The organism is Phocaeicola sp. RTP21359st1_B8_RTP21360_211022 (assembly GCF_040911965.1).
In the GTDB taxonomy this organism is placed as follows: domain Bacteria; phylum Bacteroidota; class Bacteroidia; order Bacteroidales; family Bacteroidaceae; genus Phocaeicola; species Phocaeicola vulgatus.
Map to the genome: position 1 here is coordinate 140,226 of NZ_JBDFXP010000004.1, position 22,651 is coordinate 162,876.

The window sequence follows — 22,651 nt, forward strand, 5'->3', positions numbered from 1 at the left end:
ATGTGAGAGCTTAGGAATCGGCTTGCCGGAGTTTGTTCTGTATGGAAGAAGCTGCCTCCGCTGTTTGTATCATATCGGATTCCGTTATTTTAAGGCCTTGCCATCCGAGAAAGCATTACCCACTTTTTCTCCTACTTTCAGATAATCATTATTGAACGGGTCGAAGATGACGGGAATAACTTTGGAGGCATCCACTTTTCCATTCTGATCCAGTACACGTTCATCTACACTTACATTGACTATTTCGCCGCGCAGGATACAGGTTTCGGGATTGTAATCCTTCAGCTTGCATTCCACAGCTACGGATAATTCATCAATCAGCGGGGCATCCACAAATTCCGACCGGGTGGCATGGAATCCCGCACGGGCGAATTTGTCCGGAACCTTGTTGCCCGAAACAATGCCTACATAATCGCAAGCGATGATTTGCCCGGCTTCTGCCATGCTCACTGTGAATGCTTTGCGTTTCAGGATGTTGGCCGTTGTCTTGTGACCTTCGCTGATACAAATACTGATTTCATTCATTTCACTGATACCGCCCCAAGCCGCATTCATGGCATTGGGAAGACCGTTTTCATCGTATGCGGCGATGATAAATACCGGTTGCGGATAGGTAAAAGGTTTTGCTCCTAAATTCTTTCTCATACTATTTATTTTTTAGTCCATTGTTTAATCTCTTCTTTGGTAGCACCGTTCATCAGCCTGCCTTTCTGCCAGTTCAGGCTGGGGTAGGCTTTCTTTAATTCTTGTTCGGCGTTAGAAATGCGGCTTCCACCCGAGGTAGCGAATGGAATGAGGATCTTGCCTGTGAAATCACCTTTTTCTATAAAACTGTTGATGATTCTTGGAGCCAGGTTCCACCAAATGGGGAAACCGATATAGATGGTATCATAGGCTGCCAAGTTTTGGGGCTGGGAACGCAATGCGGGACGTGACGAGGCATCTGCCATTTCCACACTGCTGCGCGAGGATTTGTCGTGCCAGTCCAGGTCGGCGGAGGTATATTTCTTTGCAGGTTGTATTTCGTAGAGGGCTCCGCCTGTCACCTCCGCTATCTGTTTGGCGGCTTTCTCTGTTGTACCTGTCGCCGAGAAGTAAGCTACTAATGTTCTGTTGCTCTGTTTCTGTGCGTTTACGGTAATACACAGTATCATGATTACCGTCATAAATAATCCGAGTCTTTTCATACGATTTATGTTATTTGGTTCAAATATACGTTTTAATATTTTATGATGTTGCAAATTTAGGTATATTTGCTTGAGTTCTTTGTAGATAAATTACGGGTATCCTGACCTTAATTACTGATTCTGCCATATATAATATATGGATCAGGATATCAAGCTGATTATCAAAGAAGAAATCAGTCTATTACTAACGGCAGGTGACAAAATCGTAACAAAAAACGAAGAAATTAGCTTGGTGGCGGGTTTCTTATGTAAAGGTAATAAAAGGCGATTACCTGTCCGAAAAAGAAATAAGGCTTTTGCTTTACAATAGCTTTCTCAAATCCTCAATGTCCGGCAAAGCGTTACGAAGCCGTTCCGGCATGTCTTTAGATGCATGGTAAGTAGCAACCCCCATCGGCTTGTTATAATCACGAACGGCAAACTCTACAAAGGTTTGATTCATTTCCCTGCAAAGGATTATTCCGATAGAAGGGTTTTCATGCGGCTTCCGGATATATGTGTCTAAAGCAGATAGATAAGTATTCAGTTGTCCCAAATAAGATGTGCGGAATTTTCCGGATTTCAGTTCGACTGCGACCAAGGAATTAAGCTCCCGATTGAAAAAGAGCAAATCAATAAACATTTCTTCTCCTGCAACCTCCATACGATACTGATTGCCTATAAAACTGAAATCTTGTCCGAAGGTCATGATAAACTTCTTCACATTGGCAACAATCGCCTTTTCTACTATCTTTTCGTCTAAATCCTCCTCCTGTTCATTCAGTTCCTCCACATTAATGAAATCAAGCAAGTATTCATCTTTGAATGAGCAAACAGCTTTTAGAGCTTGCTTGGTATCAGGCAATGCTTGTGCGAAATTGTTAGGAAAAGTGCCCCGATGGCTGTACAGGTCTGTTTTTAAGTAATCCCTTAAAGTGTATTTACTCCAATAGCGAGTGGCGCACTCATGTATATAGAACAGCCTTGCTTCCAAAGTCTTAGCTTTGGATATTATTTCAGTATGATGACTAAAGCCGATTGAAAGGAAGTCTGACCAGTTAAATTCATCAGCCAGTGGCTGGCGAATTTCTACAAGAAGTAATTTTTCATCCAATACTAAATCGTCAGCCAGTGGCTGGCGATTTAAAACAGATTCCCATGCTTCATAAAATATTCGCATGTTCTTTATATTCGAAGCTGAAAATCCCCTTAGCCCCGGCAATTCTTTTTGCAATAGGGAAGATATCTGTTCAATTGCACCTTTTCCCCAAAAGCCAGTACGGGAATTTTCCGACACATAACGTCCGATGCCGTAATAAAGAGATAGCTGTTCCTTGTTCACCGATGCGGCTGCACGGTACTGGCTGCGTAGGATAGCTTCTTTTATGCTCTTTACAGCTTCTCTATAATTCTGATTTATATCCATTTGTATTTTGTTATATGTGACAAAAGTACAAAAATAATGCTGGCGAAACGACAAAACTTTGTTTTCTTTTCGCCAGCACATATTTTGCTGTCAGTATAAATAAGTTTAGTTTGTTCCTTTGTCTATATATCCAAAACGAACTTGACTTAATCTGTAACCTTTTTATTATAATACTCCAAAAACGCCACTTCACCTATCTCACTTAACAGTTTTTGATTTTCAATAAAATCCTGTCCATGCTTTTGCCAACGTTTGGCAAATCCTTTAAATCTGGTACATGGGAAGTTGCTGCATTGGAAACAATGTGTTATCTTTTTCCCAAAACAACATAAATGAAATGTTTTGCATTTTTCACAACGAGAATGATTTAACTCGGCTCCTCTGCAAGCTCTTTTTTCTCTCGTATATATGGGGCATCCCCCACAAAAGACACCACAAGCAGGAATACGACCATTATAAGGCTTGATTTTAGCCATTTCCCTTGCCATCCAAAAGTTAGTGAGAGAAAGCTGATTCGCTTTGCGCTTTTGTTCTTCCTTTACTATATAACCTTTTTTTTCAAAGAAAGGGCGAGCAGTCAAGCTCACTTCGGATGTAATCCGCATAATTCCGGCTGTAATTGCATATCGTTCTATTTCTTCCAAAAGCATCGTAGCAATACCTTTACCTTGAAAGTCCTTGTGAACAAACATAGAATGTAAATAGCCTTGAGACGTAATAGATGAAAAACCAACGATTTGTGACTGTTGATTAACAGCTACAATAAAATAGTGGGTCTTTATCATCTCTTCAATGTTAGAAAGGTCATCTCCGCAGGATGCCCAATCCTCAACTTCTGCCTGCGAATAATCCTTGCTATTTACCGCAAGAACAGTGTTTTGAAATAATTCTTTTAGCGCAATAGTATCCGTCTGTTGAGCTTCCCTGATTGTAAAGTCTGTTTTCATATCTATTATATTTATGGTAAATTCTTTTCAGTCTTTCTTATTTTGTAGCTATTATGGAATAGACCATCAGAATATGATTACTTTAATGTTTTATCCTATATTTAAAAGTCAGATTTCAGATGGATATCTACCCTGTTGTTCCCCGGTTTATTTCTAAATAATCAAAATCCGCATTCATTCTTTTAATATTAAATGGATTATATGCAAATATAGCAAAAGGTACAGTATATCATTCATTGTGAATTGCACTTTTTACTGTATTTCAGCAAAATACCTTTCTTTACAGGCTAAAACCTTTGCTCCTTTTCTGCACCTCTTTCAGTTGTATCCTTTGATAGAGTTTGCTAAACAGCTCCCTGAACCAATCGGATACATTTTTTTGATTGATGATTAGCATCAATTTGTTCCTGCCACATCGTCATCGAAAAAGCAATGTCCTTTTAGCTCAACAAGTGTATGAATGTGCTGCCATATATATGGAGTGGGTAGCCCGGCAGGAACATTCCGGCTCTTCTTTTTATTCCCGGATGGGATAAGATTCGGTAACTAAGGTAAGATAATCCGTAATTGAGGTTATAACCTTGTCCGGATAACTTCTTATTTTTGTGACCGGAATATTTCAAATAACTGAAAAAGCTGTATTTTAGCAGACATTAAACAAGTTAGAATGATGGATAAGATATTAAATTTAGACAGTGTGGACCAATATAACAGTCTATACGGACTTGAAACACTGAATCCGTTGGTCAGTGTCATTGATTTGAACAAGGCTACCCGGCAGATGGACTATGTGCACTGGAACTATGGCGTTTATGCACTTTATCTGAAATTGGAGAAAGCTTGTGATATCAAATACGGGCGTCGGAGTTATGACTATCAGGAGGGAACCGTGGTATGTTTTGCTCCGGGACAAACAACGGAAACCACATTGACCACCGACCGTGTGCAGTTGAATGTGCTTGGCATTCTTTTTCATCCGGATTTGTTACGGGGGACCACGCTTGGAAAAACAATAAAGAAATATACCTTCTTTTCGTATGAAGTGAGCGAGGCGCTGCACCTTTCGGAAGATGAGCGCAATATTATGACAGATTGCCTGAAGATTATCCGTATGGAACTGGAACGGGGGGTGGACAAGCACAGTAAGACCTTGCTGGTAAACTATATAGAACTGCTTCTTAATTACTGTATGCGTTTTTATGAACGTCAGTTCGCCACCCGCAGTCATTCGAACCGTGATGTGTTGACACGCTTTGAAGGGTTGCTTGACGATTATTTTGAGGGCGAACTTGCCGAGCGTGACGGATTACCTACCGTGAAATACTTTGCTGACAAACTGTGCCTTTCATCCAACTACTTCGGGGATATGTTCAAGAAGGAAACCGGCAAGACTCCACAGGAATATATTCAGGAAAAAGTGATAGAACTGGCAAAGGAACGGATGTCCGACAGGAGAGAAACCGTCAGCAGGGTAGCCTATTCACTGGGATTTCAATATCCGCAGCATTTCTGCCGGTTGTTCAAGAAGCGTGTGGGCTGTACACCGAATGAATATCGGGCACAAAACCTTCTTTTATAGTATTCTGTCGTAACAAGCAATGCAAGAGACTATGTTGGACTTGAGGACTGTATATGAATGTAACCGCTGTCTGGGTTGCAAGACATTGCATCCGCAGGTGGGCATCATCAATCTGGAGAATCCTTCATTGGAAGAGGATGCGGTGAAGTTTGAATTCTATGCTGTCTTGCTGATTGAGGATTGTCCGGGCGGTTGTTGCTGCTGCGGACGGAAATACTATGATTACTCCAATGCTACCATGGTGTTTCTCACTCCCGGCGAGATCTTTCGTATGAGTAAGGAGAATACGTTGCCGGATAAAGGATATCTTTTGGCATTTCATCCTGACCTGTTGTTCCGCACCTCACTGAAGAATCATATTAAAAATTATACCTTTTTCCATTATCGCAAGGAAGAAGCGCTGCATCTTTCGCGGCGTGAAACAGAGAAAGTGACGTGTTGCCTCTCGAATATAGAGGATGAGTTGCATCATCCCATTGATACTCATAGCAGTATTATTCTTTCCCGGCATATAGAACTTCTGTTGGATTATTGCACCCGGTATTACGAACGCCAGTTTATTACCCGTGAGAATAAGAACAAGGCTCTTTTGGAAAACATGGAACGTTTGTTTGTGGAATATATCGCATCCGGAAGATTGCAAGGCGGCAAGTTGCCCACATCCGGCTATATGGCGGGAGAGCTTGATTTGTCTGTCGCTTACTTCGATGATCTGCTGAAGTTTGAAACCGGCAAGACTTTGGAGGAATATTTGCAACTGAAGCGGCTGGATATAGCCAGGCACATGTTGTTGCAGGACGGTCATACGCCTGCTGCTGTGGCACGGAAGTTAGGCTATCCTAATGTGCAGTGCTTCAGTGTGCTTTTCAAGAAAATAACAGGTGTCGCCCCCAGTGATTACCGGCTCTCGCAGAATTGATAACCGGGTTGCAGTACCATGTTTTTGTGATACAGTTCCCTTCTGTAAAAATGGTAATTCTATCTGTAATTTATCTACAAAGAATGAATGGGGTCTGGCTTATCTTTGCATTGTGAAATGAAAGCGGCTTTGTCCGCATCGGAATGAAGCAAGACAACAGATGAAATCATTTAAACAGGTAGAACGATGTATATTGAACAAGTAAATTCTCCGCAAGACATAAAACAGTTTTCTGCGGAACAGTTAAGACAGTTGGCAGGTGAAATCCGCAATGCATTATTGACCAAGTTAAGTGCTCACGGAGGACATGTGGGACCTAATCTGGGAATGGTGGAGGCTACAATAGCATTGCACTATGTATTCAATTCACCGACGGATAAGATGGTATATGATGTATCCCATCAAAGTTATACACATAAGATGCTGACCGGGCGTAAGGGTGCTTTCCTGAATCCGGAGGATTATGATGTGGTGTCCGGATACACCAATCCCCGGGAAAGCGGGCACGATTTTTTCACTATCGGCCATACTTCCACCTCTGTCAGTCTGGCTTGCGGTCTTGCCAAAGCCAGAGATCTGAAAGGCGGACACGAGAATATCATAGCCGTGATAGGGGATGGATCGCTCAGCGGCGGAGAAGCTTATGAAGGTCTGAGCAATGCGGGAGAAATGGGAACCAACCTTATTATAGTGGTTAATGATAATGAAATGTCCATTGCCGAAAACCACGGCGGGCTCTATCAGAACCTGAAAGAACTGCGCGACACGGAGGGACGGTCGTCCTGTAATTTCTTCCGTTCTCTGGGGTTGGATTATCTTTATGTGGGAGAGGGGAATGATATTCCGTCTTTGGTTGCGGCTTTTGCCAAGGTGAAAGATACATCACGTCCCACAGTGGTTCATATTCACACACAGAAAGGAAAGGGATACGCTCCGGCAGAAGCCGACCGGGAGGAATTTCATTGGGAGATGCCTTTCGATCTGGAAACGGGTAAGCCGAAGGTGGATTGCAGCGGTATGGAGGATTACCATAGCCTGACCGGGAAGTTTTTGTTGGAGAAGATGAAGGAGGACCACACGGTTGTTGCCATCAGTTCGGGTACTCCTACTGTGATAGGTTTTACTCCTGAACGCCGGAAACAGGCAGGGCGTCAGTTTGTGGATGTAGGTATTGCCGAGGAACATGCCGTGGCATTGGCATCGGGTATCGCTGCCGGTGGCGGACGTCCGGTGTACGGGGTTTACAGTACTTTTATCCAGCGTTGCTATGACCAGTTGTCTCAGGATTTGTGTATCAATGGAAATCCGGCGGTGATCACTGTGTTTATGGGGACAGTAGCCGGAATGAACGATGTGACTCATCTGGGTTTCTTCGATATTCCGCTTATCAGCAATATCCCGAATATGGTTTATCTGGCTCCTACGTGTTCCGAAGAGTATTTTGCTATGTTGGAATGGGCTGTCCGCCAGACGGAATATCCCGTTGCCATCCGTGTGCCGGGAGTGGCAGTGGTGCATCGTAAGGAAGAGTTTGACACGGATTATAGCGAGTTAAACCGCTACAAAATGACAGCCAGGGGAGAAACTGTCGCTATTCTTGCATTGGGTTCTTTCTATGATTTGGGACAGGCTTTGAAGAATAAGCTTCGGGAAGAGTCGGGTGTTGAGGCTACTTTGATTAATCCCCGTTACATAACAGGGCTTGACGAACCGATGCTGGAAGAGTTGAAAGTGGGGCATCGTATTGTCGTAACGTTGGAAGACGGGGTGCTGGATGGAGGATTCGGCGAGAAGATAGCGCGTTATTATGGTAATTCTGAAATGCGGGTGCTGAATTACGGACTTCGTAAAGAATTTGCAGACCGCTATAATCTGGATGAGCTGATGAAAACCAACCGGTTGACTGACAAGCAGATGGCGGAGGATATTGCCGGTATATTGGAATAACCTTTTACGGAATGGCTGAAGTCCGAGACTTCAGCCATTTTTGTAATAGTGAAATAGATAAGCCGGATTAAAACTGTTTGTTATCATAAGCATGAGAACTGGAATACTTATTCTTTTTCCAGAAGCGAATAAAACACAGGATGATAATCGGGAAGTAGTTCCGGGTGAAAAGCTTTTATCATGTCACTCAGAAGAACATCGGGTGAGAGGGGAAGATTCTCATACAAAGGTATCCATTCCAGATTGCAATAAATAACCTTCTTTTCTTTAAAAGCCCGGAAATCAGCATATTGTGGATTGGAAGCTTTTAATGCTTCATAAGAGAATTCTCCTTTATAACCATTCATCACTCTCCAGTAGCCGGCATTATATCCTTTGGCGTATACGGTTTCAAAATCCATGAGTACACCTCCTGTTTCACTATTATCCTTCATAAAGTAATCGGCCCCTGCGTCGGCGAACAAGCGGGCATAGAAACTTTGTCCTCCGGGTACATACCAGGTATCTCTTCTCATTTCTCCACTGAATACACTGGGACGCTGTTTTACATTGGAAACTTTGGCTTTCAACAGGTTATAGCGTTGTTCCATTTGTGCAAATAATTGGCATGCCTCTTCCTCTTTACCGATAAACATACCTGCTACCTTGATCCATTCGGACAGCCCCAATGGTGATGTTTCCTTGAAAGCCCAATAGGGGACCAGAGGGATGTTCAGCTCTTTCATCACTTCATACCCTCCCCGGCGGTTGGGAGATACGAAAATGATATCGGGTTGGGATGCAATGATGATTTCCGTATCAAAGTTTCCTTCCATTCCTATCTTTTTCACCCGTCCGTCTTTTAATCGGGCAAGCCATTCCTTATTCTGCATCCGGCGGGTGGTACTTGTCGCTACCACTTTGTCATAAGCGTTCAGACCGGTAAAACCTGCCAGTTGCGGCGTGGTCATGCAGATCACTCTGTCTGTCGGAGTCGGAATAACGGTATAGCCATCGGGTATCTCGGCTTTTGTTCCTTTAGGAACTAAGGCGAAAAGTTCGGGTATTGCATGGTTATTGTTCGGCTCCGAGATGGACAGAAGCTTTACTCCATCCGGACGAACAGTTATCTTGAAGCCTTTGGCATAACGGGGGGCCAGGGCTGTTTGTATGGTATCTGCGGAAGGTAGCCCGTTTTTACTCACCGGGTTGCGGCTTTTATAGCCGCAACCTGCCAGGCAGAAAGTTGTTATGAGCAGATAGACAAGTCTGGTTTTAGAGGTCATGCTAAAAATAGTTTTATTGCTTGAAACGAACCAGCAGACTGACATAGAACGAGCGTCCCGGTGTCAGAGTTGCATAATTACTGTTATAAGGACGGTCATCTGTGTAATTGAAAATGTTTTCAACTCCGACGGCGGGTTCCAGAGCAACAGATTTTAAATTGAATGAATGGCGTGTGTTGATATCCCAAAGCTGGTGGGCGGGGGCGTTGCCGTAAGTTTTAGACCAGCGTGTACCTTGATAGCGTCCGTTGATTGCAATATTGAATGTATAATCGTTCCATGTTTTTCGCCAGCTGGCATTGAAATTACCCGAGTGACGTACTGTTCTTTCCAAACGGATGTCTTCCGTACGGTTGCGCCCGTCCGTGTAAATATAGTTTGCTCCGAACATGAAGCCTGTGAAGGGACGGACTGAAAAACCTATGTCAAAGCCTTTCACACGTGCCTTTTCTATATTGCGGTACTGGCGTCTGCGAGTGATGCCGTTTTCAATATCTTCGGGCGTTGTTCCTATATCTTCCGCTTCAATCTTGTCTTTCAGGTCATTCTGATAAATGGACGCGGCAATGGAGAACAAACGATGATTGTATTCTATATTCAAATTATAGAAATTGCTCTTTTCCGGGTCCAGGCCAGGGTCTCCGACCGTGATTTGTCCACGGCTTTCAGAAACGGCATACATTTGTTGCAAGGTAGGTGAACGGAATCCGGCAGCGTAGGATGCACGTACATTCAGTTCTGAATATTGGTACATCAAGGATAGTTTGGGCGTGAACTGGCTTTTAAACTTTTCATTATAGGCATACCGTATACCTGCCACTACGCTGATTGCATCCAGTAGTTTTACTTCGTCCTGTACGTATGCTGCCAGTGTATAAACACTTTGGTATTCATTATTCAGCATCTTGCTGGTTTCAGTCGGCTCCAAGCCTTCGAATACATAGTCCAGTCCGGTAAAAAGTGTATTGTTCTTGTGGGTTTTGAATACACCTTTTAGATTGGCATTGGTGTAAGTCTGGTCTTTACTGAGGACTTCGTCACCGGTTTTATGCGTTTTTGCATCATTTATATAGTCATAAAAAGAACGGAAATTGGTGGTGCTTATATTCCCTTCTATATATGAAGCCCGCTTAGCCAACAGATATTTGGCTGTTCCACCCACTGTATAGGACTGATGCCGGTTGTTGTAATCGTAGGCTCCGGTACGGTCGTTCTCGCTGATAAAAAGATTACCGTTCAAATGAAGGCTTAAACGCTCTGTGGCTGCGTAGCTCAAGGTTTGGCTCACATTATGCGAATGATTCTTATAGACCGGTTTCTTTGTGGTTTCCACCAGTTCTCCCTTGCTTTCCTCATACGGATTCAGTTGCCATCCATCCGAAGTGCGGTAATTATAGTTCAAGTGTGCGGATAATTTTCCATCATTGGCGTCTGCGTTGACTGATTCTGAAATTCGTCCGTGAGAACTTACACGGGTATTGGAAGATACATTCAATGCAGATTTAGGATCATCGGTAATGATATTGATTACTCCTGCGATGGCGTCACTGCCATAAAGGGCGGAAGATGCTCCTTTTAATACTTCAATACGTTTTACGGCATCCATATTGATCCGGTCGTAATCTATAGATCCCGAAATATCTCCGGCTACTTTTTTACCGTTAATTAATACGAGGAGGTATTTATCAGGCAGTCCGTTTACGTATAGGGTTGTTCCCATAGCGGTGGTTTGCACCGAGATAGAGGGAACCAGTTTCACCAAGGCATCCTGGAAACTGGATGGATTGGCATTTTGCAGATCACGTTGGGAAATGACCTCTACGGGTACAGGGCTGTCTTTCAGCTTGTGGTGAGTTCCGGTTCCGGTTACCACTACCTGATCCATGTTGAAAGTGGTACTTTTCAGCCTTATCACCATTTCTTTTTGACTTTGACTGACTTTCTGAGTGACAGGAGCATAATTCAGGCAACTGGTACGCAGGGTATACGTTCCCTCTTTGATGTCTTTCAACAAAAATTCTCCTTTAGGATTGGTAGCACATCCTATTGTAGTTTGTTCCAAACGTACGTTAGCGCCTTCCACCGGCTTTCCTGTACGGGCATCCACTACTTTTCCACTTAACGATATCTGGGCGGACGCACACACCACCATGCAGCCGAATAAGGCTGTCAGTAAACATTTCTTTTTCATCGAAATAATTTAAGAATTAATAATTAGCTTTCCTGGCCCCGGGAAAGCGTGAATTATCTATGTTCAGACCTGGCAGGTTTCCTGGCTTCACCCTGAAAAGCGCCTTCCCATTTCTTACAAAGGAAACAGTGGCATGGCGAGAGTTGCTTTTCATTGACGGGTTTCACAGTAGCGGGCACTGCTTCGGATTCTATGACCGAATTCCCTTTTATGCAAATACGGAAAGTACTTACATCACCAAATCTGATGCAAAGGTAGGGTTTTATTTTAAAATCTTTTGGGATTCTGAAAATAAAAGAAACATTTTGTGATGTTTGATACTGATTTATAGGCTTCTTAATATATAAGGAAGGGACAACTAAGGACGAATGGGCATTTTCTTTGGCATGATAAGAGGCTTGTTTTCGGTTTTAAATCCATAACTACTATTAATAGGTATTGACTGCTATTGGAAATAGTTCTATCTTTGCCCCCGTTACGATGAAGAAGCATTTGATTCATATTCTAAAGCTTTTCCTTCCACTGATATTTATTGCCTATTTGGGAGGTATTACCCTTTTTACTCACTCGCATGTGGTAAATGGGGTGATTATCGTACACTCGCATCCGTTTAAAGGGGAGCATCAACATACAGAAGTGGAATTGGAAACTATCTTTTTCCTTTCTTCTTTTGCTGCTTCCGGTAGTTTGTTCACTCCGTCTTCCACAACGGTCTTTTGGGTATTGCTGTGTTTGCTGGCTGTGCCGGCTGTAGAACGCATCAAACTGATACGAACCGGTTGTGGCATTTATTTGCGCGCGCCTCCCGCTGTTTGTTAAATAGTATATTTTTATGTTGGTGGAGTGATTTTCCGTTACATTATCTGTTCGCGGATTCATTCTTCTGACTGCTATCCTTTTATTTATTAATAAACAGAATAACAACACATGAAGAAATATATATTTTTCTTGATGGGAGCAGTGTGTTTTCTACTCTCATCATCGGCTGTGCACGCCAATGAATTGAATAAGTCCGATGCCAATATCATAGGTCATGTATTGGATAAGAATACGGAAGAGCATCTTTCTTTTATCAGCGTATCGCTGAAAGGAACTACCATAGGGACTATGACTGACGCCAGTGGACACTATTTTCTTAAAAATCTGCCTGAAGGAGAATTTACCATGGAGGTAAGTGCTGTCGGTTACAAGACGGTCAGCCGGAAAGTAACTTTAAGAAAAGGGAAAACTTTGGAGGAGAACTTCGAGATAGAAGAGGATTTGATAGCATTGGACGGAGTGGTGGTGTCTGCCAATCGTAGTGAGACCACCCGCCGCATGGCACCTACGTTGGTTAATGTGATGGATGTGAAAGTGTTTGAGAACACTAATTCCTCCACATTGTCGCAAGGACTGAATTTTCAGCCCGGAGTGCGGGTCGAGAATAATTGTCAGAACTGTGGTTTCCAGCAAGTACGTATCAATGGGTTGGATGGCCCTTATACGCAGATATTGATTGACTCGCGTCCTATATTCAGTGCCTTGGCCGGTGTATATGGATTGGAACAGATACCTGCCAATATGATTGAGCGTGTAGAGGTGATGCGCGGAGGAGGTTCGGCTTTGTTCGGTTCTTCAGCCATTGCGGGAACCATTAATATAATCACCAAGGAGCCTGTACGGAACTCAGGGCAGTTGACACATACTCTGACAGGCATAGGCGGTACTTCTTCTTGGGATAATAATACGACACTGAATGCTTCGTTAGTGACTGATAATCATAAGGCAGGATTGTATATTTTTGGACAGAACAGAGAAAGAAGCGGTTATGACAATGATGGCGATGGCTACACCGAATTGCCAAAACTGAAAAATCAGACAGTCGGTTTTCGTTCTTTTATCAAAACAAGTACATATTCAAAACTGACTTTTGAATATCATCATCTCAGTGAGTTCCGTCGTGGCGGGAATAAACTGAACCGACCTCCCCATGAAGCGGATATAGCCGAACAATTGCAGCATACTATCAATAGCGGGGGAGCAAAATTTGATTATTTCTCTCCGGATGAGAAACAGCGGCTGAGTGTATATGCTTCTGCACAGCATACAGGACGCGACAGTTATTATGGTGGAGGACAAGATGTGAATGCGTATGGCGCGACCACGGATTTTACCTGGGTCACAGGATCGCAGTATATCTATAGTTTTGATAAATGTTTCTTTATGCCTGCCGATTTTACCGGAGGACTGGAATATAATCAGGATAACTTGACGGATGATATGTGGGGGTATAACCGTTATACCAAACAAGAAGTCCGTATAGCCAGTGCATTTTTCCAGAATGAATGGAAGAACAAGCAGTGGAGCTTTTTACTTGGAGGGCGTTTGGATAAACATAATATGGTGGATCATGTAATCTTCAGTCCGCGTGCTAATCTTCGTTACAATCCGACCGAAAATATGAACCTGCGTGCCAGCTATTCTTTCGGATTCCGCGCACCTCAGGCCTTTGATGAAGATTTGCATATAGAAAATGTAGGTGGAACTGTGTCTATGATTGAACTGGCAAAAGACTTGACAGAAGAAAAATCACAAAGTCTGAGTATATCGGGAGATTTGTATCATCGTTGGGGAGATTTTCAGGGAAACTTGCTTATAGAAGGTTTTTATACTTCGCTTTCAGACGTATTTGCCTTACGTCAGAAAGGAGAGCGTGACGGTATTATTATCAATGAACGGTATAACGAGAAAGGAGCTAAGGTATATGGTTTGACTTTGGAAGGAAAGATTGCTTACCGTTCCTTACTTCAATTGCAGGCCGGCGTTACCATGCAGAAGGCCGAATACAAGCAGGCACGTGCATGGAGTGATGATGAAACGGTTCCGATGGAGAAAAAAATGTTCCGTACTCCGAATACTTATGGATATTTCACTTTGTCATACAACCCTTTCGTACCGATGACTATTGCATTATCCGGTACTTATACCGGTAGTATGATGGTAGAACATAAAGCAGGTTTTATTGATAAGGACATTGCTGTGAATACACCTGATTTCTTTGAATTGAATCTGAAAGCCGGTTATGATTTCAATTTGTATAAAGGCATAACCATGCAGGTCAATGCTGGAGTACATAATATCTTTAATGCGTATCAAAGTGACTTTGACCGGGGGGCAAAACGTGATTCCGGTTACATTTATGGACCGGGTATGCCGCGTTCTTACTTTGCCGGAGTGAAATTGAGTTTTTAATTTGTATATATTATTGCCGGGAGAGGAGCGCTGTCCGCCCTCTCCCGGCAATTTGCGTCATAGAATAAATAACCTGTTATAGGACTTTCGAACAGGTTATTTTAGATAATAATTCTTTTGATACTCTTTATTTAGAATAATTATCTAAAATAAAATGATTTATTGGATGTAAAATCTGCTATTCCTATCTTTGTGAAGAAATAAATCTGAAATGTGATTAATATAAAGATAAATCTTCTATATAGCTGTCTGTTATATGGATTTATCGGAATTAATAAGTAAAAAGGTCAAAAAAGATGGGTATTGCTGAGTTGATAAATAAGGAAAAGAAAACAGCATTTTCTTTCGAGGTTCTTCCACCGTTGAAAGGTACTGGAATTGAAAAACTATATGCTACAATAGATACATTACGGGAGTTTGATCCTCTTTATGTCAATATTACCACTCATCGCAGCGAATATGTGTATCGCGAGTTGGGGGGTGGTTTATATGAACGTAATCGTTATCGGCGGCGTCCGGGTACGGTAGCGGTGGCTGCGGCTATACATAATAAATATGATATTACTGTTGTACCGCATATTTTGTGCAGTGGTTTCTCGCGTGAAGATACGGAATATATATTGCTTGATTTGCAATTCTTAGGTATTACTAATCTGTTGGTACTCCGGGGTGACAAGGCAAAAGATGAATCTTCTTTTGTTCCCGAGAAAGATGGTTATGCCCATGCTTTGGAGTTGGAAGAGCAGATCAATGCTTTTAATGAAGGCAAATTTATTGATGGAACGCCGATTCAGGCTCCTTTAACTCCTTTTCGTTATGGGGTGGCAGGCTATCCGGAGAAGCATGAGGAATCTCCCAACATGGAACAAGATTTATATTGGTTAAAAAAGAAAGTGGAAGCCGGAGCCGATTATGTAGTGACACAAATGTTTTATGATAACCGAAAATACGTTGACTTTGTGGAGCGTGCAAGAAAAGAGGGGATTAATGTTCCTATCGTACCGGGCATCAAACCTTTTTCCAAGCTATCACAACTCAGTGTTATTCCTAAAACATTCAATGTGGATTTACCACAGGAATTGGTTGTGGAAGCAATGAAATGCAAGGATGATAAAGAAGCGCGTGCATTAGGCATAGAGTGGTGTATCAATCAATGCCGGGAGCTGATAGCATATGGGGTTCCGGGGATACATTTTTATACAGTGGGTGCGGTGGATAATGTGAAAGAGGTGGCGACAGCTGTTTATTGATAGTCTTTAATGGAAATGTTTCTGTCAGGTCATTTATTGCTCCGTATCTTAACGGTTTAAGATGCGGAGCAAAATTATTTTGTAAATGGGTTATAAGTCATCTTCCAAAGCTGTGCTTTTGGCATAAGCCGTACTCTTTGCTTCAAAAAAATCAGTCTTTACCATATTGGCATTGGAATATTGAGATACCCAGTGCATGCTTTCCGGCTCTTTATGGTTTTCTTCGTACAGAGGGCCAAAACCTAAACTACTCCAACGGAGATTGCCTAAATATTGAATATAATCTTCTATCATTTTCCGGTTGAGTCCCTGTATATTGTCTCCTATTACATATTGTCCCCATTCTATTTCCTGCTTGACCCCCTCACGCATCATGTATTCATATATTTTTACTTTATCGGGAGTGAATAAATCCGGTTTCTCTTTCTTTAATTCCAGAATAATGTTGCGGAATAACCACAGATGCGTGTTTTCATCTCGATTGATATATCGGATTTCTTGTGCGGAACCTGACATTTTTCCATTACGGCTCAAGTTATAGAAAAACATGAATCCGCTATAGAAATAGATTCCTTCCAATATATAGTTGGCGATAAGGGTTTTCATCAATGTGAATCCATCCTGACTTTCCTGGAATTCGTTATAGCAATTGCCTATAAAGGTATTTCTTTTCAGCAGGTGTCCGTCTGTCTTCCATTGGTAAAGGATCTCGTTACGCTTTTCGGGGCTACAGATAGAATCCAGCATGTAACTGTAGCTTTGGCTGTGTACACATTCCTGAAAGGCTTGGATATGGAGGCATAGATTAACTTCATTGGCTGTGATGTATTCGCTGATGGTGGGCAGATTATTGCTTTGTAAAGAATCAAGGAACACTAAAAAACTCAGGATTTTATCATAGGCGGTGCGTTCTGCCTGGTCCAGGTGAGGATAATCCTTGGTGTCTTGGGTGAGATTGATTTCTTCGGGAATCCAAAAATTATTCATGGCCTGACGATACCAGTCACTAACCCATTTGTAGCGCATATTATTGAAATCATTCAAATTGGTGGTGTTTCCTCCAATCATTCTTCTGTGACGGAGGTCGGTATCTCCCTCAGGATTGAAAAGGGCATTCTTTTTTAATTTTATTGTATTCATGATTTATTGTTGTTTTATATTCTGTCTTCTTGTTTTACTGCTAACTCAAGGCTGTATATTAAAAATAAATTTGTTATTCATTTCTTGTAGGGGCGCAAGCATGGTGCCCCTACAAGAAATGTTTTAGCATGACAATTCAGTACTGGAGTGTTTACGAAAAGATCAGGAAGCACAGCTTTCACATTCTTCTACTTCCAATGATTTGCTGCGGACATAATATACTGTTTTTACGCCACATTCCCATGCCAGCAAATACAGGTTTAATACTTGTCTCAGGGTAAATTCATTGGTAATGTATAGATTCAGACTTTGCGCCTGGTCTATATGTAACTGCCGGATCCCTGCGGCACGGATACTCCATGTCTGATCTGTCAGATAAGCACTTTTATATATCCAATAGGTCTTATCGGACAATGCCGGTGCAACACGTGGCAGCATGGCTCCTTTCTTTTCTTCCAAGAAGAAACGTTTCATTACCGGATCTGTTCCGGCAGTGGTTCCGGCAATGATACTGGTGCTGCTGGTGGGGGCAATGGCAAGAAGATAGGCATTTCTCATTCCTTGTGTGGAAACCTTTACAGCCAATGCTTTCCATTCTGGCGAATTGTAACCCCGTTTTATAAAATAAGCTCCGGTCTGCCAGTCGCTGCCTTCAAAATAATGATAGGCCCCTTTTTCTTTTGCCAGTTCGCTACTTGCTGCTATGGCAGCATAGTTGATACGTTCGAAAACTTTATCCATAAAACTGAGATGTTCCTCGCTTTCCCAACGAATGCCGCGAACAGCAAGAGCATGATGATAGCCGCTGACTCCCAAGCCGATACTGCGGTAGCGATGATTGGTAATCTGAGCAAAAGGAATCGGATAAAAGTTCAGTTCAATCACATTATCCAATGCCCGTACTACAGTTGCCACCTTTTCTTTCATTTGTTTTTCATCCTCCAAGGGCAAATGTCCTAATGAAAGGCTGGCAAGATTACATACCACAAAGTCTCCGGGCCGGATTGTTTTGACTACCACTGTATCACCATCTTCCGTACATATCTCTGTAGAAACTGTTTCAATGGAGGACATGTTTTGTGCTATTTCCGTGCAAAGATTGGAGCAATAAATGATTCCCCGGTGCGCATTGGGATTGGCACGGTTCACGGTGTCACGATTGAATGTAAAGGGAGTACCTGTTTCTACAGCCGAACGCAGTATCAGTCTGACGATATCTTTGATGCTCATGCTGCGCTTGGAGAGTCGGGAGTCATTTACGCAATCCATGTATCTTTGTTCCCATTCCTCTCCGTAGTAGTCTTCCAGACAGTATCCTTTGACGGTTATTATTTCATTGGGGCAGAATAAATGCCATTGCTGGTTTAAATCCCGTTTCGCCATACGCCAGAATAAGTCCGGATAGCATACGGCGGGGAAGATGTCGTGCGCTTTCATCCGGTCATCTCCATTATTGGTCCGGAGTTGCAGAAACTCAGGCAAGTCTTTGTGCCATACATCCAGATAGACGGCTACGGCTCCCTGACGCATACCTAACTGGTCAACGGCTACAGCAGTGTCATTCACCAGTTTCATCCATCGGATTACACCTCCGGCCACACCTTTGAATCCGCGTATGTTTCCACCTGCGGCACGAACTTTGCCAAAGTACATTCCCATTCCTCCTCCAAATTTGCTTACCATCGCAAAATTGTCTAAGCTGCGGTAAATGCCTTCCAGACTATCGGGCACTGTATCAATGAAGCAACTGGATAACTGGTGATAAGGTTTTCGGGCATTTGCCAGGGTAGGAGTGGCCATTGTGACTTCCAGACGACTTAATATATCATAGAACTTTTTTACCCATTGCAGTCTGTTCTGTTTTTCGGGCATAGCGAGATGAAGGGCAATCCCTAAATACATTTCCTGCACAGACTCTATAGGTTCGTGTGAACGGGTACGGATCAGATAACGTTTGGCAAGCAGATCCAGTCCTGAATAATTGAAAAGCTTGTCACGTTCGGGACACATGAAGCCGGCTGCCGTTTCTATCTCCTGTGGAGTATAGGAGGCCAAGATATAATTACCATACAAGCCCTCGTCGGTGAGGTAGCGTAATTTATCATAAAATGAAAAGATGCCGGCAGCTTCCGCCTGTTCGGTCAGTTTCTTTGTCAATCGGAAATTCAGCAGACGCGCTGCAATGAATTCCCAGTCGGGAGTTTCTTGTGTTGTCAGTTCTACAGCCGCTTTGACAAGTGCCGCCAACCGTTCCCCGGATGTCATATCCGGTTTACAGAAACTTGTGAATTTCTCTGCGAGAAAGGTTAGACTATATTCCTTCCCGGAGAAGTCTTTTTGTATCTCTTTCAGTATATTTGCTATAGTATCATCACCGGTTCCGGTAATGATTTGACTGAGGACTTTTCTTCTTTCTGTGCGCTGCCAACGGTAAAGTATATAGTTTTTGGCTTCTGCGTAAAAGCCATGTTCCATCAAGCTACGTTCCACTTCGTCCTGAATGCGTTCTACACTACGATTTGCTTCGTTTTGATGCAGAAATTGTTCCACTTCATCTACTATGGTGTAGACAGCTTCATCTGTTATTTCTTTTTGGGTACTGATAAAACTTTTCCGTATGGCAACGGCTATTTTTTCCCTGTCGTAGGATTCTGTTGTCCCATTCCTTTTAATTATTTGCATGAGATGCTGTTGGTATGAATTATTGTATATTTTCGTACCGCTTCCCTAACCCCACGAGTAGAAACGGCCTTTGATGAATGGCAGGTCTTCTGACTGGCTCCTCATTTCCGATGCCTTCCCGCGTTCTCGTTATGTGGAGTCAGGCAGTGGCAATAGGTACGTATCGGAAATTTTATCGGAGTTTCACAGCAGCGGGACTGTCCGGGATTTACACCCGATTCCCTTTTAATCCGGATAGAGGACATCTATTCGGAACCGATTCGGGAACAAAGATAATGGAAATTGGAATTATTACAGCATTGAGTTAGTTTAAAAATCAGAAATGATTTATAAAAGTTGGATGGTATTAAACATTTTGGACAAGTTCTACTACCATGCTTCCAAGCAGCACAGCTACTATTGTTATGAGTAACCAATTGATATACTTGCTTTTCGATCTCGTCTTTTCTTTTTCTGAATGACACTGATTTTTACCATATAACCGAATGATTCCCCAATGCGATTGGCACTGCGTATCACTCGTGAAGTATGTACACCACATCCCATCATGTGAGCGGAATATTCAGAAATAAATCCACTGACATCTATCAAAGTTTCGGCTGTCTTATCCATTTAAATGAAGTTATGTTTTTCTTTTTTTAGAATCCATAGACACGACATGGCTTTCCAGTGGAAGGCATTTCCTTGTCAATTTCAATCTTTAATTTTTTTATATTCAATATTTCTTCTCCTTCAAGCATCAGGCACATAATAAGAAAACAACCGTTTTTCTCACATTCCATATCGAATAACCGGTGTTGTGAAAACATGCCTAACCCATGTGAGTCAATAAGAATAAACTTTGGATGGTTATAAAGTAATGCAGCCAGAGAGTCCCAATTAAGCTTCATGTCAAACATAAAGAAGTCTTTGGTTGCATAGTCGTTGGTTGCCATATTGCCGGTATATAAAACCAATGCTTTACCTTCTATGTCCAAGTTATTAAAGTATTCGTCGGCTGGTAGTCCGTTCCGACAATCTACCACGACGGCATCTGTTACATATTCTTTATAGCGGGGAGCTTCCATATAGCAATCCATGTGGGTGCCGATGTGTCCGAGACGTTCCGTTTCTTTGGCATCAAGTTCGAACTGTGCCAAATCTTCATCACTTAACTGTAAATGTAGTTCTTTGGTAATCGTTTCTTGTTGGTACATATTTAAAGAATTTTAAAGTTTAACCTAATGAGAGTATCAATAATTGAGCCGTAAGTACGCGTAGGAACATAGCAAGCGGATATACGGTGGCATATCCCACGGCCGGAGCGTCACATGAAGTCAGATCATTGGAATAGGCGAGGGCAGGCGGATTAGTATTTGCTCCTGATAATACACCAATAAGGGTATAATAGTTTAATTTACAGGCATAACGCCCAATGAGCCCCGTTATGATTAATGGTACGGTCGTAATAATAGCTCCATACATAATCCAAATATATCCACCTTCATTTACAATTGTCTCTATAAAATCTTTCCCGGCTCCCAACCCTACACAAGCTAGGAATAAGGAAATCCCGATTTCTCTTATCATCAAGTTAGCACTCATCGTGGTGTATGTAATCATTTTATATTGAGGACCGAAACGACTGATAAGAATGGATACAATAAGCGGTCCACCTGCTAGACCAAGTTTTACTGGTTGTGGAATACCTGGAAACATAAATGGAATACTTCCCAAGATACATCCTAATGCGATGCCGAAAAAAATGGGGATAAGATTGGGATGATTCAGTCTCTTCATGGAGTTTCCCAAAACCTTTTCGGCATGAGTGACAGCAAGTTCACTACCAACTATAGTTACACGGTCGCCCATTTGCAACTGTAAATGTGGGGAGGCTACCAAGTCTACTCCTGAACGGTTGATACGGGTGATGCTCGCACCGAAGTTATTTCGTATCTTAAGTTGTGAGAGCATTTTTCCATTTAACTCAGGCTTTGTTATCAAAATGCGGCGTGAGATAAGTTTCTTGTTTAACTGTTCCCATTCCATTTCTACCTGTTTGCCAAAAAATACTGTAATCGCTTCAATGTCAATAGGGTTCGAGATAACCAGAATCTTGTCATCAATATGTAATATCGTTTCTGAATTTACTAGTTCCACTTCCTGCTGTCCGTCATGATGGCGTATGCGCGAAATGACGAAGTTGCGGTTTACCAAAGGACGTATTTCCTTAATGGTCTTCCCATGTATTGCTTCATTTTTTATCTCTAATGTAACGGGGCGTACGGTCAGTTCCTGTAAATGTCCCAATCCTTTTTCGGCATCGGCTTCTTCTTGTGATGTTTTGATATTAAGAATGTATTTCAGTGCAAGCAATGAGAGAATGGCACCAACCACCCCCAAGGGATAGGCAACAGCATATCCCATCGCAATCTCCGGTGCATCTATGCCATTTAAATCACTATTTGCCTGTTGGGCGGCACCAAGGCCGGGAGTATTGGTAACAGCACCAGAGAGAATGCCGACCATGGTGGTTATGGGAGTTCCGGTAGTAAAATGTAAAATGATAGTAATGACTACACTGATAAAAATAGCCCCCATAGCCAACATGTTCAGCGTAAATCCTCCTTTCTTAAAGGCTGAGAAGAAACCGGGACCCACCTGCAAACCAATGGAATAGACGAACAAAATAAGACCGAATTCTTTTAGAAAATGTAGCAGGTGTTCATTCAGATTCAGATTGAAATGGCCGAATACGATACCGACAAAAAGAATCCATGTGACACCAAGTGAGATGCCGGATATTTTTATTTTACCCAGCATAATTCCAAAGGCGATAACTAGTGACAGAATGAGTACGGAGTGTGCTACACCTCCGCCCCAAAGATTGGGATATCCTTCAAAGAGGTTTTTAAGAAGTTCCATAGTA

At 42.4% G+C, this 22,651-nt stretch carries 18 protein-coding genes and 2 riboswitches; of the genes, 7 read left to right on the plus strand and 11 right to left on the minus strand.

The window, feature by feature from the left end; genetic code table 11:
- Positions 1–84 precede the first annotated feature (84 nt).
- Together AB5062_RS03195 and AB5062_RS03200 are read right to left on the minus strand one after the other, a co-directional pair.
- Entirely contained in the window at positions 85–645 is a 561-nt protein-coding gene (locus tag AB5062_RS03195; RefSeq protein WP_005853288.1) for a flavin reductase family protein, read from the minus strand.
- A gap of 5 nt (positions 646–650) precedes the next feature.
- Positions 651–1,187, minus strand: coding sequence for a flavodoxin (locus AB5062_RS03200; protein ID WP_005853289.1), 537 nt, complete (start codon positions 1,185–1,187; stop codon positions 651–653).
- 136 nt (positions 1,188–1,323) lie between these two features.
- Here AB5062_RS03200 and AB5062_RS03205 point away from each other — a divergent pair, with 136 nt between their 5' ends.
- A complete protein-coding gene (locus AB5062_RS03205) occupies positions 1,324–1,497 on the plus strand; it encodes a hypothetical protein (RefSeq protein ID WP_016270485.1) in 174 nt (57 codons plus the stop codon).
- On the opposite strand, the gene AB5062_RS03210 is transcribed toward AB5062_RS03205, so the two are convergent.
- The gene (locus AB5062_RS03210; RefSeq protein WP_008668694.1) at positions 1,489–2,592 is read right to left on the minus strand and encodes a YhcG family protein; all 1,104 of its coding nucleotides are present in this window, start codon (positions 2,590–2,592) and stop codon (positions 1,489–1,491) included. The genes AB5062_RS03205 and AB5062_RS03210 overlap by 9 nt on opposite strands.
- 146 nt (positions 2,593–2,738) lie before the next feature.
- Positions 2,739–3,539: a GNAT family N-acetyltransferase gene (locus AB5062_RS03215; RefSeq protein WP_008668696.1), complete on the minus strand. Its 801-nt coding sequence runs from the start codon at positions 3,537–3,539 to the stop codon at positions 2,739–2,741.
- Positions 3,540–4,209: 670 nt separating this feature from the next.
- Here AB5062_RS03215 and AB5062_RS03220 point away from each other — a divergent pair.
- The 3 genes from AB5062_RS03220 (at position 4,210) to AB5062_RS03230 (ending at position 7,984) form a co-directional block, all read left to right on the plus strand.
- Positions 4,210–5,118, plus strand: a complete 909-nt coding sequence (locus AB5062_RS03220) for an AraC family transcriptional regulator (protein WP_005853290.1) — start codon at positions 4,210–4,212, stop codon at positions 5,116–5,118.
- Positions 5,119–5,149: 31 nt separating this feature from the next.
- Positions 5,150–6,037: an AraC family transcriptional regulator gene (locus AB5062_RS03225; RefSeq protein ID WP_005853293.1), complete on the plus strand. Its 888-nt coding sequence runs from the start codon at positions 5,150–5,152 to the stop codon at positions 6,035–6,037.
- A 186-nt stretch (positions 6,038–6,223) separates the two neighbouring features.
- A complete protein-coding gene (locus tag AB5062_RS03230; protein WP_032944258.1) occupies positions 6,224–7,984 on the plus strand; it encodes a 1-deoxy-D-xylulose-5-phosphate synthase in 1,761 nt (586 codons plus the stop codon).
- Between the two features lie 107 nt (positions 7,985–8,091).
- Here the strand turns inward: AB5062_RS03230 and AB5062_RS03235 are convergent, their stop codons facing one another.
- Together AB5062_RS03235 and AB5062_RS03240 are read right to left on the minus strand one after the other, a co-directional pair.
- Entirely contained in the window at positions 8,092–9,249 is a 1,158-nt protein-coding gene (locus AB5062_RS03235) for an ABC transporter substrate-binding protein (RefSeq protein WP_115648731.1), read from the minus strand.
- 13 nt (positions 9,250–9,262) lie between these two features.
- Positions 9,263–11,440 (minus strand): TonB-dependent receptor, encoded by a 2,178-nt coding sequence (locus AB5062_RS03240; RefSeq protein ID WP_012055542.1) that lies wholly within the window; start codon positions 11,438–11,440, stop codon positions 9,263–9,265.
- 53 nt (positions 11,441–11,493) lie between these two features.
- Positions 11,494–11,697: riboswitch (cobalamin riboswitch) on the minus strand.
- A 181-nt stretch (positions 11,698–11,878) separates the two neighbouring features.
- On the opposite strand from AB5062_RS03240, the gene AB5062_RS03245 reads away from it, so the two are divergent.
- From AB5062_RS03245 to metF, 3 genes are all read left to right on the plus strand, one after another.
- The gene (locus AB5062_RS03245) at positions 11,879–12,259 is read left to right on the plus strand and encodes a hypothetical protein (protein ID WP_005853300.1); all 381 of its coding nucleotides are present in this window, start codon (positions 11,879–11,881) and stop codon (positions 12,257–12,259) included.
- Positions 12,260–12,367: 108 nt separating this feature from the next.
- Positions 12,368–14,671: a TonB-dependent receptor gene (locus tag AB5062_RS03250; protein WP_005846516.1), complete on the plus strand. Its 2,304-nt coding sequence runs from the start codon at positions 12,368–12,370 to the stop codon at positions 14,669–14,671.
- A gap of 296 nt (positions 14,672–14,967) precedes the next feature.
- Positions 14,968–15,921: a methylenetetrahydrofolate reductase [NAD(P)H] gene (gene metF / locus AB5062_RS03255; RefSeq protein WP_005846514.1), complete on the plus strand. Its 954-nt coding sequence runs from the start codon at positions 14,968–14,970 to the stop codon at positions 15,919–15,921.
- 90 nt (positions 15,922–16,011) lie between these two features.
- Here the strand turns inward: metF and AB5062_RS03260 are convergent, their stop codons facing one another.
- The 5 genes from AB5062_RS03260 to AB5062_RS03280 all read right to left on the minus strand — a co-directional run bounded on the left by AB5062_RS03260 (position 16,012) and on the right by AB5062_RS03280 (position 22,647).
- On the minus strand, positions 16,012–17,061 hold the full coding sequence (locus AB5062_RS03260) for a ribonucleotide-diphosphate reductase subunit beta (RefSeq protein WP_016271293.1): 1,050 nt from the start codon (positions 17,059–17,061) through the stop codon (positions 16,012–16,014).
- A gap of 162 nt (positions 17,062–17,223) precedes the next feature.
- Positions 17,224–19,743, minus strand: a complete 2,520-nt coding sequence (locus AB5062_RS03265; protein ID WP_117616101.1) for a ribonucleoside-diphosphate reductase subunit alpha — start codon at positions 19,741–19,743, stop codon at positions 17,224–17,226.
- 61 nt (positions 19,744–19,804) lie between these two features.
- Positions 19,805–20,018: riboswitch (cobalamin riboswitch) on the minus strand.
- 127 nt (positions 20,019–20,145) lie between these two features.
- Entirely contained in the window at positions 20,146–20,355 is a 210-nt protein-coding gene (locus AB5062_RS03270) for a hypothetical protein (RefSeq protein ID WP_005846507.1), read from the minus strand.
- A 26-nt stretch (positions 20,356–20,381) separates the two neighbouring features.
- Positions 20,382–20,939, minus strand: a complete 558-nt coding sequence (locus AB5062_RS03275) for a hypothetical protein (RefSeq protein WP_005846505.1) — start codon at positions 20,937–20,939, stop codon at positions 20,382–20,384.
- Between the two features lie 19 nt (positions 20,940–20,958).
- On the minus strand, positions 20,959–22,647 hold the full coding sequence (locus AB5062_RS03280) for a putative transporter (protein WP_005846503.1): 1,689 nt from the start codon (positions 22,645–22,647) through the stop codon (positions 20,959–20,961).
- Positions 22,648–22,651 lie beyond the last annotated feature (4 nt).

Bases quoted from the DNA above. Each gene is read 5' to 3' on its own strand.
- AB5062_RS03195 (WP_005853288.1), bottom strand. From the start codon at position 645: ATGAGAAAGAATTTAGGAGCAAAACCTTTTACCTATCCGCAACCGGTA.
- AB5062_RS03200 (WP_005853289.1), bottom strand. From the start codon at position 1,187: ATGAAAAGACTCGGATTATTTATGACGGTAATCATGATACTGTGTATT.
- AB5062_RS03205 (WP_016270485.1), top strand. From the start codon at position 1,324: ATGGATCAGGATATCAAGCTGATTATCAAAGAAGAAATCAGTCTATTA.
- AB5062_RS03210 (WP_008668694.1), bottom strand. From the start codon at position 2,592: ATGGATATAAATCAGAATTATAGAGAAGCTGTAAAGAGCATAAAAGAA.
- AB5062_RS03215 (WP_008668696.1), bottom strand. From the start codon at position 3,539: ATGAAAACAGACTTTACAATCAGGGAAGCTCAACAGACGGATACTATT.
- AB5062_RS03220 (WP_005853290.1), top strand. From the start codon at position 4,210: ATGGATAAGATATTAAATTTAGACAGTGTGGACCAATATAACAGTCTA.
- AB5062_RS03225 (WP_005853293.1), top strand. From the start codon at position 5,150: ATGTTGGACTTGAGGACTGTATATGAATGTAACCGCTGTCTGGGTTGC.
- AB5062_RS03230 (WP_032944258.1), top strand. From the start codon at position 6,224: ATGTATATTGAACAAGTAAATTCTCCGCAAGACATAAAACAGTTTTCT.
- AB5062_RS03235 (WP_115648731.1), bottom strand. From the start codon at position 9,249: ATGACCTCTAAAACCAGACTTGTCTATCTGCTCATAACAACTTTCTGC.
- AB5062_RS03240 (WP_012055542.1), bottom strand. From the start codon at position 11,440: ATGAAAAAGAAATGTTTACTGACAGCCTTATTCGGCTGCATGGTGGTG.
- AB5062_RS03250 (WP_005846516.1), top strand. From the start codon at position 12,368: ATGAAGAAATATATATTTTTCTTGATGGGAGCAGTGTGTTTTCTACTC.
- metF (WP_005846514.1), top strand. From the start codon at position 14,968: ATGGGTATTGCTGAGTTGATAAATAAGGAAAAGAAAACAGCATTTTCT.
- AB5062_RS03260 (WP_016271293.1), bottom strand. From the start codon at position 17,061: ATGAATACAATAAAATTAAAAAAGAATGCCCTTTTCAATCCTGAGGGA.
- AB5062_RS03265 (WP_117616101.1), bottom strand. From the start codon at position 19,743: ATGCAAATAATTAAAAGGAATGGGACAACAGAATCCTACGACAGGGAA.
- AB5062_RS03270 (WP_005846507.1), bottom strand. From the start codon at position 20,355: ATGGATAAGACAGCCGAAACTTTGATAGATGTCAGTGGATTTATTTCT.
- AB5062_RS03275 (WP_005846505.1), bottom strand. From the start codon at position 20,939: ATGTACCAACAAGAAACGATTACCAAAGAACTACATTTACAGTTAAGT.
- AB5062_RS03280 (WP_005846503.1), bottom strand. From the start codon at position 22,647: ATGGAACTTCTTAAAAACCTCTTTGAAGGATATCCCAATCTTTGGGGC.